The 12,679-nt window shown below is 36.4% G+C and carries 15 protein-coding genes and 1 pseudogene; 10 read left to right on the top strand and 6 right to left on the bottom strand.

The features are described from left to right. Nucleotides 1–79: 79 nt before the first annotated feature. A complete protein-coding gene (locus tag ACLHDG_RS04775; RefSeq protein ID WP_415407847.1) occupies nt 80–673 on the bottom strand; it encodes a TetR/AcrR family transcriptional regulator in 594 nt (197 codons plus the stop codon). 206 nt (nt 674–879) lie between these two features. Between ACLHDG_RS04775 and ACLHDG_RS04770 the strand changes: the two genes are divergently transcribed. Then, nucleotides 880–1,269 (top strand): hypothetical protein, encoded by a 390-nt coding sequence (locus ACLHDG_RS04770; protein ID WP_415407846.1) that lies wholly within the window; start codon nt 880–882, stop codon nt 1,267–1,269. A 10-nt stretch (nt 1,270–1,279) separates the two neighbouring features. Here the strand turns inward: ACLHDG_RS04770 and ACLHDG_RS04765 are convergent, their stop codons facing one another. The 3 genes from ACLHDG_RS04765 to ACLHDG_RS04755 all read right to left on the bottom strand — a co-directional run bounded on the left by ACLHDG_RS04765 (nt 1,280) and on the right by ACLHDG_RS04755 (nt 3,005). Then, nucleotides 1,280–1,651, bottom strand: coding sequence for a heat shock protein transcriptional repressor HspR (locus tag ACLHDG_RS04765; protein ID WP_415407845.1), 372 nt, complete (start codon nt 1,649–1,651; stop codon nt 1,280–1,282). Nucleotides 1,652–1,661: 10 nt separating this feature from the next. Then, the gene (locus tag ACLHDG_RS04760; protein ID WP_415407844.1) at nt 1,662–2,510 is read right to left on the bottom strand and encodes a DnaJ C-terminal domain-containing protein; all 849 of its coding nucleotides are present in this window, start codon (nt 2,508–2,510) and stop codon (nt 1,662–1,664) included. Nucleotides 2,511–2,609: 99 nt separating this feature from the next. Beyond that, a complete protein-coding gene (locus ACLHDG_RS04755) occupies nt 2,610–3,005 on the bottom strand; it encodes a rhodanese-like domain-containing protein (protein ID WP_415407843.1) in 396 nt (131 codons plus the stop codon). An 87-nt stretch (nt 3,006–3,092) separates the two neighbouring features. Between ACLHDG_RS04755 and ACLHDG_RS04750 the strand changes: the two genes are divergently transcribed. After that, nucleotides 3,093–3,881, top strand: coding sequence for a TrmH family RNA methyltransferase (locus ACLHDG_RS04750; protein ID WP_415407842.1), 789 nt, complete (start codon nt 3,093–3,095; stop codon nt 3,879–3,881). 139 nt (nt 3,882–4,020) lie between these two features. After that, nucleotides 4,021–4,380 (top strand): annotated as a pseudogene (gene tnpA / locus ACLHDG_RS04745) (IS200/IS605 family transposase); the annotation flags it as partial. A gap of 61 nt (nt 4,381–4,441) precedes the next feature. On the opposite strand, the gene ACLHDG_RS04740 reads toward tnpA, so the two are convergent. Further along, complete coding sequence (locus ACLHDG_RS04740; RefSeq protein WP_415407841.1) at nt 4,442–4,732, bottom strand: IS30 family transposase; 291 nt, start codon at nt 4,730–4,732, stop codon at nt 4,442–4,444. Nucleotides 4,733–4,914: 182 nt separating this feature from the next. Between ACLHDG_RS04740 and ACLHDG_RS04735 the strand changes: the two genes are divergently transcribed. Continuing rightward, on the top strand, nt 4,915–5,877 hold the full coding sequence (locus ACLHDG_RS04735; protein ID WP_415407840.1) for an IS5 family transposase: 963 nt from the start codon (nt 4,915–4,917) through the stop codon (nt 5,875–5,877). Between the two features lie 436 nt (nt 5,878–6,313). On the opposite strand, the gene ACLHDG_RS04730 is transcribed toward ACLHDG_RS04735, so the two are convergent. Then, the gene (locus tag ACLHDG_RS04730; protein WP_415407839.1) at nt 6,314–6,721 is read right to left on the bottom strand and encodes a hypothetical protein; all 408 of its coding nucleotides are present in this window, start codon (nt 6,719–6,721) and stop codon (nt 6,314–6,316) included. Nucleotides 6,722–7,370: 649 nt separating this feature from the next. Here ACLHDG_RS04730 and ACLHDG_RS04725 point away from each other — a divergent pair. Genes ACLHDG_RS04725 through ACLHDG_RS04700 form a run of 6 tightly spaced genes read left to right on the top strand, consistent with a single transcriptional unit; the run spans nt 7,371 to nt 12,632 of the window. Next, nucleotides 7,371–8,240, top strand: coding sequence for a decaprenyl-phosphate phosphoribosyltransferase (locus ACLHDG_RS04725; protein ID WP_415407838.1), 870 nt, complete (start codon nt 7,371–7,373; stop codon nt 8,238–8,240). Continuing rightward, nucleotides 8,240–8,647 carry a GtrA family protein gene (locus ACLHDG_RS04720; protein ID WP_415407837.1) on the top strand — a complete coding sequence of 136 codons (408 nt, stop codon included), beginning with the start codon at nt 8,240–8,242 and terminating at the stop codon, nt 8,645–8,647. Before ACLHDG_RS04725 ends, ACLHDG_RS04720 begins: the two co-directional genes overlap by 1 nt. Continuing rightward, nucleotides 8,644–9,942, top strand: a complete 1,299-nt coding sequence (locus ACLHDG_RS04715) for an FAD-binding protein (RefSeq protein ID WP_415407836.1) — start codon at nt 8,644–8,646, stop codon at nt 9,940–9,942. Before ACLHDG_RS04720 ends, ACLHDG_RS04715 begins: the two co-directional genes overlap by 4 nt. Nucleotide 9,943: 1 nt before the next feature. Next, a complete protein-coding gene (locus tag ACLHDG_RS04710) occupies nt 9,944–10,675 on the top strand; it encodes an SDR family oxidoreductase (protein ID WP_415407835.1) in 732 nt (243 codons plus the stop codon). Next, complete coding sequence (locus tag ACLHDG_RS04705) at nt 10,672–12,036, top strand: hypothetical protein (protein WP_415407834.1); 1,365 nt, start codon at nt 10,672–10,674, stop codon at nt 12,034–12,036. Before ACLHDG_RS04710 ends, ACLHDG_RS04705 begins: the two co-directional genes overlap by 4 nt. Then, nucleotides 12,030–12,632 carry an HAD family hydrolase gene (locus ACLHDG_RS04700; RefSeq protein WP_415407833.1) on the top strand — a complete coding sequence of 201 codons (603 nt, stop codon included), beginning with the start codon at nt 12,030–12,032 and terminating at the stop codon, nt 12,630–12,632. Before ACLHDG_RS04705 ends, ACLHDG_RS04700 begins: the two co-directional genes overlap by 7 nt. Nucleotides 12,633–12,679 lie beyond the last annotated feature (47 nt).

The following is a 12,679-nucleotide window of genomic DNA, read 5'->3' as shown; positions in this document are numbered from 1 at the left end:
TTTTTACCAAAGCAAAGCTTCGGTAAAAATTCCTCTCACTAAAGCTTTGCTTAAAGGCAAGAAAATGGCTTGTCACTGTTTATGCCTTTAAAGCGGCGTAAATATTACGAGATATATCATCAGTATACTGCTCAATATCTTTTGGCAACAACTCCTCTCCCTTGAGAAATACCATACCCCCCAGATAACCCATAAAGAGCCCAAAAGCAGAAAAGAAGTCTTGATTTCGTAACTCTCCAGAGCTTACTCCATCATCAAAAAAGATCATTATTTCAGTAATAAAACCAGAAACACACATCGTCCCTTCACAGCCATCTTTAAACACTTCACGATTAGAGAGATAGACCCGTAAGAAATACTCTATTCTTTCAGGTTTCTCTTTTGCCATACGAAAATAGAGCTCAACGATCTTCTTGATCTTCTCTTCTGAAGAGATATCGAGCATATTCACTACTCGTATCTCATCTCCTAAAACCTCAGAAGTGTATTTGATGATCTCTTTTGCCAATATATCTTTAGATGAAAAATAGTTATATAAATTTCCAACACTCATTTGTAATTTTTCTGCAATATCCGGGATAGTTGTTTTATGAAAACCATTTAGTGAGAAAAGTTGTAAAGCAGTTTGAATAATAGACTCTCGTTTCAGTGCTTTTTTTTCTTTTATTTTCAAAAAAATCCTTTTGATTTGATGCGTATATTCTAACATAAATTATTAACTATTGGCATTTCATAAAGGATTGAAAATTAAAACAAGAAAAATCATTTAGATCCAGGACACATATTGACTATGTTAACCCAGGTGAAGATAGAAAAAAATTTCTAAATCTAAAATACGATATAATAATAAAAATACCATATAAAATGGAGAAGTGAATCATGCATCATTTATTAAAAATCATACTTCTTGTAAGTAGCATATTATTCATGCAAGGTTGTGCAACACACGAAAACTTTGTAAAAAGGTATGATAGCTGGGTAGGTCACAATATTAATCATCTTATGAAAGAGATAGGTTATCCGGACAGTACCTATATTTTACCAAATAAAAATAAGGTCTATGTCTACGCAAGATCCAGAATTTACTCTGTTCCTTCTATGCATATGATGGGTTACGGATACGGTGGATACTATGGAGGTTATGGCATGTATGGGTATGGATACGGAAATGATATTATACAAAAGTCTTGTAAGCTCTTTTTAGAGACAAATAAAAAAGGTATTATCATAAAATGGGGTTCACGAGGTAATCACTGTACTTCATACTAAGGGTTAACCCTTAGTCTTCAAAAATAATAATATCGTAAGAACTTTTAGCTACCAGTGCTTTGCTTATATGCACAGAACCGTTACGATTGACCTTACTTAGTTCTTCGCGAAGCTGATCTATTTCTGCCTGCATTTCATCTATCTGCTCTTTGAGCTGCAACACGATATCTACACCGGCAAGATTCACTCCCATCTGACGGGTCAAACGTAAAATAAGCTTCATTCGGTCAATATCCCGTTGAGAGTAGAGACGCATACGCCCTTGTGTTCTAGAGGGTTCTACAAGTCCTTCTCTTTCATACTGTCTAAGTGTTTGTGGGTGTATCTCTAGCATATTTGCTACTACTGAAATAAGGTAAACGGGTTCATCATAACTGTGCATAGTAATTCCTTTAAAGTTTAGCTTCTATCATCGCTTTAAGCTCATCATCAAGTGTATCTACATCAGGCAACACAACATTTGCTACGAGATACAGATCACCTTTCATCGCTGTTTTTCTATCAGCTACACCTTTTCCCTTAAGTCTGAACTTTTGACCGTTTTTGGTGTTTTGTGGTACTTTGAGTGAAACCTCTTTTTCTGGGGTATTTATGGCTATTTTCCCACCAAAAAGTGCTTCTTTCAGAGGGACATCAAAAGTTTTATAGAGATTGTCACCTTTTCTTTCATATTCATCGGAAGCTGCCACTTCTACCTGTATGAGCAGGTCTCCTGCTTGTCCCTGATATTGTTTACCTTTACCGCGTACACGCATAGTCTCACCACTTTTTATCCCTGCAGGGATCTTGATGTCAAAACTTTGACCATTGGCAGAAACATTATGTTTTCCACCTTTGACAGACACCATGAAGGGCACGGTGATACGTGCCTGCATATCGAGGTCTGGACCACCAAAACCACCTCCGAAACCACCTCCGGCACCGCCAAAGCCGCCACCGCCGCCACCAAACATCTGTCTGAGGATCTCATCTAGATCAACTCCTTGACCTTGACCACGTGCAAAGTCATGGAAATTTTGTCCACCGAACATTTGATCACCAAACTGATCATACTGCTGCTTTTTTTCTGTATCTGAAAGTACTTCATAAGCAGCATTTATCTCTTTAAACTTCTCTACTGCACTCTCATCTTTATTGATATCCGGGTGATATTTTCTTGCAAGTTTTCTGTAGGCTTTTTTTATCTCATCGGCACTGGCATTTTCACTTACACCAAGTGTTTCATATAAACTTTTTGACATACTATTCCTAATTCTATAAATTATTTCTTAAATTAGAATTATTATATCAGAATAGTTTAGTCTATGTCAATCAAGTTTGGAAATAATTTAAGAATAATTTTACGGCTTATAAGGAACTGGTTTATACCCTTCATACTTAAGCTTCATCATTCCACCACCTAGATTAATGACGTTATACTCTAACTCTGATGAAAGAAACTTAGATATTTCTGCTGTACGACTACCTGTACGACATATGAGTGCGAACTGCTCACCTTTCTTAACAACTTTATCAAGCTTTTCTAGGAATTCTGGTACATTAAATCTACCTTTTTCATCAAAGAACATGATCGTATATGCCCCTTTGACAATACCCGTTTCTCGCCATTCACCCGGGGTACGTATATCTATAATTTTAATATCTTTTTTTAAAAAATCTTTTGTCACCCATATATTTTGTAATTCTGCAAAAAGCAAAGTTCCTAAGAGCAATAATCCTATTACTATTTTCTTCATTTATTATTCCTATTTCATATATTGGCGTATTGTAACAAAAGAAAGTAAAGTAATCGTGAATTTTGCAGCTATCCTGTACAATACATTATGAATTTTATAACCATAGATGACATTAACATCCCGGAACTGAATATATATCACCAGTTTAGAGACCATGCCTTTACTGCAGACCAGAGTTTTGTGGCAGACAGTCCTAAAGTAGTCAATTTACTTTTAGAAACAGATATTACAGTCAGAAGCATACTTGCTACACAGGAATACTATGACACACATAATCATCTTATAAAAGATAAAGGCATCTCTCAGCTTTTCGTAGCCAGTAAAGCACTCATGCAAGAGATAGTAGGACACAAGATTCACCATAACGTAATGATGCACGGTACACGTCCTGCCCAAGCCACGCTAGAAGAACTTGATGATCATATCATCATGCTGGATGAGATAAGTTCAACTCAAAACATAGGCTCTATCGCTCGTTCAGCTGCTGCTCTTGGTGTAAACTCCTACCTCCTACCTACTTACGGACCACACCCATACTCCAGACGAGCACTAAGAGTCTCTATGGGACACATCAGTATGCTCAAAACACACCTTTATGATGACATTTTTAAAACCATACAAACGCTTAAAACAAATGGTTATCATATATATGCAGCAGAAGTTATACCTGGTTCCACTCCTCTTTCAAATGTCAAGGTTTCTGACAAATGGGTACTCCTTATGGGTCATGAAGGCTCAGGAATCTCCCAAGAAATACTTGATGTTTGCGATGAAGTAATAACCATAGAGATGATAGAAGGAGTAAAGAGTTTTAATGTTGCTGTAGCAGCTTCAATAATGATGTATCAATTAATACACAAAATTAAAAAGGATTAAGTTGTATATGTCTTAATTCCCCCCCCCAGCTAAACCACCAGTTCTACTGGTGAACTCCCAAAGTTTGACAGATCCGGGAGCCTTTGTGATATTCTAGTTCTTGAACCGCTCAAAGTTCAAAGAAAAAGGATATCACGGGATGGATATTATACAACAAACTCTCAAACATAGTGTATGGGAGTGCAAATATCATGTAGTATGGATACCCAAATACAGAAAGAAAACACTGTATGGTGAACTAAGAAAATATTTGGGAGAGATATTTCATGAACTTGCAAAACAAAAAGAGTGTAAAATTGAAGAAGGGCATTTGATGAGTGATCATATTCACATGTTCATTTCAATACCACCGAAATATTTGGTAGCTCAGATTGTAGGATTAATCAAAGGTAAAAGTGCAATTTCAATTACACGGATCTATTTAGGAAGAAAGAAAAATTTTACAGGACAAAGCTTCTGGGCAAGAGGCTATCATGTTTCAACGGTTGGAAGAGATGAAGAGAACCAAAATTTAAATCTGAAATGCAACCCCTATGATTAAGATGATAACCTAATATTTCTTAGGCTACTTCTTCAGATCCATAAAATACTTCATAAGGTGTTCTCCAATCTAGAGTTTTTCTAGGTCTGTGATTGAGAGAATCTTCTACTTCCTGAATTCTCTGAGGAGTAATCTTTGTAAAATCACTTCCTTTATGAAAATATTGACGGATGAGACCATTTGTATATTCATTGAGTCCTCTTTCCCAAGAAGAATAAGGGTGACAAAAATAGTAGCTACAATCCAATGAAGATACGAAAGTATATTCAACATCAAGAACAAGAAGATAGGAAATTGGATAAACTATCACTGTTTTGAGTTGTTGCCTTTAGGCGATTAAGACCGCTTTGAGCGGTTCACATTTTCATGCCTCCGGCTTTACCGGAGGTCTATGACTGACCCCTCTGAATAACCTCACTAACCCACGTAAAACCACAATTTAGCTAAAATAGATATATCAAGAGCAACAAATATCTATCAAGGAAAAGTCCTATGCAACTAAATTTCTTCGACCATGCGATGCAATACAAAGATGGTAAAAAGAGTATGAAATTTTTAGATGAGATGAAAGAACTCATACCTTTTGAACATCTTGTGTCCATTCTTATAAAAGAGGGGGTTTATAAACCAGAAGTATGCAAGAAAGGCGGGAGACCGCAGACATCTGCAAAGATACTCTTGGGTGCATTGTTCTTGCAAAACTGGTATAGCTTAAGTGATCCAATGACTGAAGAGTTAATACACGATAGGATATCTTTTAGAAAGTTTTTAGATATACGTGATGAAGACACTATACCAGATGAGACAACTATCTGTAACTTCAGAAATAAGCTTATAAAAAAGAAACTGCTTTCACGCATTTTTGAAGAAGTAAAAGAGATGATGATACAAAAGAATCTTATCCTAAATGAGGGTACGCTGGTAGATGCTATACTCATCCATAGTTCCCAACCAAAAAGAAAAAAAGATGATAAAGGTCATGATAAGGAAGCTACGTATACTTCCAAAAGAGGACAGAAATATCATGGGCACAAGATGCATATTGCCACAGATACTAATGGTGTCATCAAAAAAGTGATAGCTACCACAGCTAAAACCCATGACAGTACACAATTTGATATTCTTACCAAAGATGAAGAAAAAGCCATATTTGCAGATAGTGGATATATGTCAAAAGAGAGAAAAGTAAAACTAAGAGAAAAGGGTATCTATAACGGTATCGTAGAAGGAAGGGTGCGAGGTCAATCTAAACTAAGAGCTAAACAATCAAGAAACAATAAACGCTTTGCGAAGCTCAGAGGCTTAGTCGAACTACCCTTTGCATTTATCAAACACCATATAAACTTTATGCAAACAAGATACTTAGGATTGGAAAAAAACCAAGAACACTTCAATCTCATTGCTGCTTGTGTAAACTTACGAAGAGTGCCTCAACTGATGAAAGCGTATGGATAGGTATGTGAAATAGTATAAAAATAGCAAAATAAGCACTTATAGACAAAATACATCATGATATTGGAGGATATTTTAGAGAAAAATAGCTAAAAATTCGGGACTTTATTTTTTAGGTGCTATAATATTTGAAATCATATGGATTCTTTGGGTTTTTCGAGTTAAAGTAAGATTTCGGGTTGCTATTTCCCGATATTTTCCAAATAATCAACAATCAATTTCTTCTTCATTTCAATACCAATACCACGATGAATTTTAAGTAGCATTTTCATAGGTGCAAAGAGTCCTCCGTCTAAATGGTTTGTTGTATTTTGTATGTTTAGTTCAGGATATTTTTTGTAGGTAAAAAGATAAGGTAAATTAGAGATAAGACTACGATATGCAGAACGAACTCTTCTATGTGTATAATGCCATTTATTTGTCTCAGAATTATAGGTTTTTACTTTGAGAAATGTTGCATATCTTTTATGCCAAGATGCAAGTAATAAAGAAAAACATTTGCAGATACTTTACCTAGATATGAACTGATTCGTTTTAGATCAATAGATGCTTGAAGTTTTGGGTTCTTTGTTAGATACCTGGTGAGAATAGCTTGTTGATGAAAGTGACACATTTGTATAGGAATATCTGCAAATAGGCTAAATAAGCCTCTCTTGCCATCAATAGTGATTGCTTTGATAGTAAAGCCTTGTGTTTCAATGCTAAGGCGTAAACGTTTATACTCCTTGATACTTTCTGTTGTGATGAAGTGATAGGATACTGGTTCAAGTGTTATGACATCTTTAGCTATGATCAGCCCAAACTTATCAATTCTCTTACCAAAAAAAGTAGCATCCAATTCATCCAAAGTATAGCGATGGTAAAAATAGTCATTGAAGATAGCTTGTTGTAATCTCTTTGGTCGTCTATTTGATGAAAAACTTTCTCTACAATCAAGACAAAAATAACGTTGTATTCCGGAACGTTTTCCATTCTTTTTTATATGGGTAGAGTTGCAATTTGGACATCTTTTTTACAAGCCATCTGTAGATAATCCCTTTTTAACTCCGATAATACCGTACTTTGCTTAGGTTTTCAGCAACCCGATTTCTTACTTTAACTCGGTTTTTCAGAGGGTTCAGTTGATAAAGTAGAGCATGTACAAAAGATAACATAGAACACAGACCAATAGCACCGTTTACAGTACAAACTAATGATATGATAGATAAAGCTAACGTAACAATCAAAGGTGGAACAGTTAAAAGTTCAGAGGTACACCAATTCCAAAGAACTAGAGGAGGATTTAAACAAGTTTTCACTATAATTTCTATAGTTGGCACAGAAGCTTGTAAAAGATACTTAAAAAGCTTAAGACACTTTTCGAAGCAGTCCAAAGTTGATTTCGAACGAAACCTGAATTATTTAAGATTTCACCTGATGTGTTTCGGGTTTATATTTTTGATAAAATGGAACAACGTAGTGAAACTTGCTAATAAATATAAGGAAAGGTATATGCATTGAAACTATCATCAATTATCAAACTCATGCGTCCCCATCAATACATTAAAAACCTCTTCATTTTCCTCCCACTCTTCTTTGCCATAAAGATCACTGACACTGAGCTGCTTGCCAATACTTTTATAGCTTTCATTGCCTTCTCTCTCACTGCGAGTGCAGTTTATATCTTTAATGACTATCATGACATCGAGGAGGATAGGCAGCATTCAAAAAAGAAGAACCGCCCACTGGCATCGGGAGCCATCAGTAAACCTCAGGCAATTGGTATCATGACAATACTATTCGTGGCAGGTTTCACTCTAATGGCTTCCCTATCCCTCAAAGCTACTGCTATCCTTGCTGCCTATGTCATTATGAATATCGCCTATAGCCTCTATCTCAAGCATATTGCTATTCTTGATGTCACTATCATTGCTATCGGCTTTATACTACGCATCTTTATTGGTTCAGTAATTACAGATATTCATCTTTCGATGTGGATCGTTATCATGACTTTCCTATTGGCACTCTTTATGGCATTAGCCAAACGAAGAGATGATGTTCTAATCTATCTTGACACTGGCAAGAAGATGCGTAAGGTCATCAATGGATACAATCTTCGGTTCCTAGATACTGCCATGGCAATTATGGCTGCCGTGATTATCGTTGCTTATATACAGTATACGACATCAACAGAAGTAATTGAGAGAGTTCACAATGAGTATCTCTATCTTACAACGCTCTTTGTCATACTTGGAATCATGCGCTATCTGAAAATCGCTTTTGTTCTAAAAAGCAGCGGATCACCCAGCAATATCGTCCTTAAAGACCATTTCATACAACTGATACTTATTGGCTGGATTCTTTCATTTGCCGGGATACTCTACTAATGCTAGCCGTAAAATACACACTATTTGCCATAATCTCGACACTCTTTAACTTATTTTTTCAGTATCTCAGCTTCCTTGTTTACTTAGGCCCTGCTTCACTCTATATCGCCATGTTCTTTGGAACATTGGCAGGACTGGTTGCCAAATATATTCTGGACAAGAAGTACATCTTCTATCATACCCCCAAAGATAAAAAAGATGATGCAAAGAAGTTTATGCTCTACTCTTTTATGGGTATCTTCACCACTATCATCTTCTGGGGAACGGAGATTACATTTGATGCACTTTTAGAAAACCCCAACGCCAAATACATCGGAGCTGTTATCGGTCTTAGTATCGGTTATATCATCAAATACTTTCTGGATAAGAAGTATGTATTCATCTACAAGGAGAAAATAATATTATGAGTCTTATGAGCTGGGGAATGTACCCTAAAATCAAAAACAATGTCTTTAAGTTTAACAAAGAGGAAACACTCAAGCGTATCATTGATGAACATGATGAACTTATCCCTTACGGTAATGGCAGAAGCTATGGCGACAGTGCTCTAAGCTCCAATATCATCAACGTCAAACCCCATAATTATTTCATCAACTTTGATGAAGAGAGCGGGCTCCTGCATATCCAGGCAGGTGTGCTTCTCTCAGAAATATTGGAAGTCTATGTACCCAAGGGCTGGTTTCTCAAAGTCACACCGGGTACCAAACTCATCACCGTAGGCGGTGCTATAGCTTCAGATGTTCATGGTAAAAACCACCATGTTGAAGGCTGCTTCAGTACGTGTGTCAAAGAATTTTCTATCATGGTTGCTGATGGTGAAGTCGTTACCTGCTCCAAAGAAGCAACACCCGAACTCTTCAGAGCCACCTGCGGTGGGGATGGATTGACCGGTGTCATTCTTGATGCCAAGATCTACCTCAAAAAGATCAACTCCAAATATATCGACCAGACTACTATCAAGACCAAAAACCTCAAAGAGACCTTTGAAGCCTTTGAAAAGTATAAAGAGTTGCCATATTCCGTTGCCTGGATTGACTGCCTCGCAAAAGGGGATAAGATCGGTAAGTGTCTGTTGATGGTCGGTAACTTCAGAGATGACGGTAAGCTTGACTACCAAATCAAAAAACAAAAAACTATCCCATTCAACTTTCCGTCCTTTGCTCTGAATAACTGGAGCGTCAGAGCCTTCAACTGGCTCTACTACGGCAAGGCAAAAGAGGGAGTTTCTAAGCAGAAAGTTGATATCGATACATTCTTTTATCCACTTGATGCCATCGGTCACTGGAACCGTATCTATGGTAAGAATGGCTTTACTCAATATCAATTCATCTTACCAAAAGAACATAGCTATGAAGGTATGGAAAAGATTTTAAAGACGATTTCAGACTCAGGAAAGGGCTCCTTCCTTGCCGTAATTAAACTCTATGGTAAAGCTAATGATAACTATCTCTCATTCCCGATAGAGGGCTACAGTCTTGCACTGGACTTCAAGATAGAGAAGGGACTTTTTGAATTGCTGGACAGACTCGACGAGATCGTTGTTGAATATGGGGGTCGCATCTACCTCACGAAAGATGTACGTGTCAGCAAAGAGACCTTTGAAAAAGGCTACACACAGATCGAGACTTTCAGGCAATTCAGAACAGAGAATAAAATGGACACCAAGTTCCAGTCATTACAATCAAAAAGAGTAGGAATATAATATGAGCTATATATTGATCATCGGTGCCAAAAGCGATATCGCCAAAGCGACAGCCAGAGAGTATATCAAACACGGTTATGATCTTTATCTTGCAGCAAGAGATGTAAATGAACTGGAAGAGTTTGCTAAAGACGTTATCACCAGAACACAGAAAACTGTCAAACTGGTAGAAATTGACATATTGAACTATGACAGCCATCAAGCCTTTTATGACAATTTGGAAGAAAAACCTCTTGGCGTCATCTCCGCTGTAGGTTATCTGGGGGTTCAAGAGAAAGCACAGTCTGATTTCAGTGAAGCCAAGAAGATAATCGATACGAATTTTACAGGTGTAGTGAGTCTCTTCAATATCATTGCTGATGACTTTGAAAAGAGAAGAAGTGGATTTATAGTGGCTATCAGTTCAGTAGCTGGTGATCGTGGTCGTAAAAGTAACTACATCTATGGCTCTGCTAAGGCAGCACTAGCAACTTACCTCTCAGGACTTAGAAATAGACTTTATGATGCACAGGTGCAGGTACTTACTGTTAAGCCAGGGTTTGTGGCTACCAAGATGACAGAAGGTATGGATCTGCCTGAGAAGTTGACTGCTCAACCTGAAGAAGTGGCAGAGGATATTTATAGGGCTCAGCAGAAGGACAAGAATGTGATCTATACGAAATGGATATGGAGATATGTGATGATGGTGATTAAGATGATTCCTGAGTGGAAATTTAAGAAGATGAGTATATGATAAAACTACTTAACAAGGTTTGGAATATCTTATTTCCTACAGATCTACCATACAAAAGAATGCTAACTATTATGTATGTGTGGTTTTTTACAATTGTATTAAATTATATTACTAAGTATATTTTTGAGATAGGGATTAGTCCATCTATATATTTTCCATTTTCAATGTTTAAACCAATGTTTCATGTCAGTGGGCTACCTTATGCTTTTTTATTTATTTTTGTTGTATATTTTGCAATTAAATATAAACTTCACAATAGTATCATAAGTACATATATGATGGGTATTTTCTTGATAGTGCTAGGCAATATGAGTCTTGGAAATATGGAGTTAGCATTTGTGAACCCTATAGCAGGAGGAGATTTACAATACTATCATGATGCTATTAAAATTGATTCTTGGCAAAATTGGTTATCAACATTTAATAGTGCCCAGGAATCCTTACTTTGTCACGCAAAGACACACCCACCAGGTGCATTATTAATAGAAAAACTTTTTTTCACAATATCAAAAAGCCCTATATGGATAAGTGTAGTATTTCTATTTTTATCTTCAATTTCCATTGTTCTTATCTACAAGATATTTATTGAGCTTGGGAAGGATAAAATATTTTCAAATAAAATGGCTTTACTTTATGCTGTTATTCCATCTGTAAATATCTACAGCCTTGCAACTTTGGATGCAGTTATAGCGATGCTGGTCAACATTGTGGTTTTGGGAGTTATTATCATAATGGAGTCCCAACAAAAACAAAGATTGATTATTTGGGGTGTTTTAAGTGCGGCCAGTATATCACTGGTAAGCCTTTTAACATTTGCTAGCATATATTTATGGGGCGTAATAGGTGTTTTTTCATTTTATCTATTTTATTTTTATAGCAACAAAAAGATACTAATATTACTTAGTATTTCATTCATATTGTTTTTGGGTACAATATTATTCTTAGATCAAGTTTATGACTATAACTATGTTGAGTCATTTTTTACAGCTTCAAGACTCGAAAACCCTCATGGCTTTATGCTATTCTCAGAACCATTAAACTATTTTGCTACCAGAATAGAAGATATATTTGAAATAGCAATCTTTTTATCTCTAGGAGTAACCGCCGTACTGACGACGATTAAGCATAAACTGCAAAATAATTTATATATTATATTATCTTTAATAGCTATAAGTATGCTGTTGTTAATGTTTCTTTCTGGCGCCTATAGAACAGGAGAAACGGCTAGAGCATGTTTGTTTATTGTAAGCTTTATATTAATCTTCCTAAAGGATATACCAAACTCTCTGTTGACTTCTTTAATTTCATTCGCAGCTTTACAAACCATTTTAATGCAAATATTAGGTTTTTACTTTTGGTAAAACAGATACTAGCTCTCTACGACTTCGACGGCACCATCACCACAGACGATAGCTTGATCAAATTCATCCGATATGCTGTCGGTGATATAAAAACTCTATGGGGAATGCTACTTCTTTCCCCTATGATGATCACATACAAGCTAAAATTCATCCCCAACTACAAAGCAAAACAGTTGATGCTTTCTTACTTTTTTAAAGGAATGAATGATCAGCAATTCCAAAAAGTTGCCATGGAGTACTCCCTAAAACATATCGACACCATCTTGCGACCCAAAGCCATGGAAAAGATCACATGGCACAAAGAGCAGGGACATACCATTGTAGTAGTCTCAGCATCCATACAGTGCTGGCTAAAACCCTGGTGTGATAGAAATGATCTGGATCTCATAGCTACAAAGATCGAGATGAAAGATGACATTGTGACTGGAAAACTCCTCACCAAAAACTGCTATGGCATTGAAAAAGCCAATAGAATCAAAGAAGCGTACAATCTAAGCGATTATGATTATATCTATGCCTATGGTGACAGTCAAGGAGACAGAGAGATGTTAAAGCTTGCAGATGAGAATTTCTATAAACCTTTTAGAGATAATTGACCTTCATGGCTAATAGAGTACAATACAATGTGAATTTCATTTATATT

Source organism: Sulfurovum iocasae, from assembly GCF_047716765.1.
Taxonomy (GTDB): domain Bacteria; phylum Campylobacterota; class Campylobacteria; order Campylobacterales; family Sulfurovaceae; genus Sulfurovum.
Note: the sequence above shows the minus strand (reverse complement) of the source record. Positions and strands in the feature narration are given on the sequence as shown.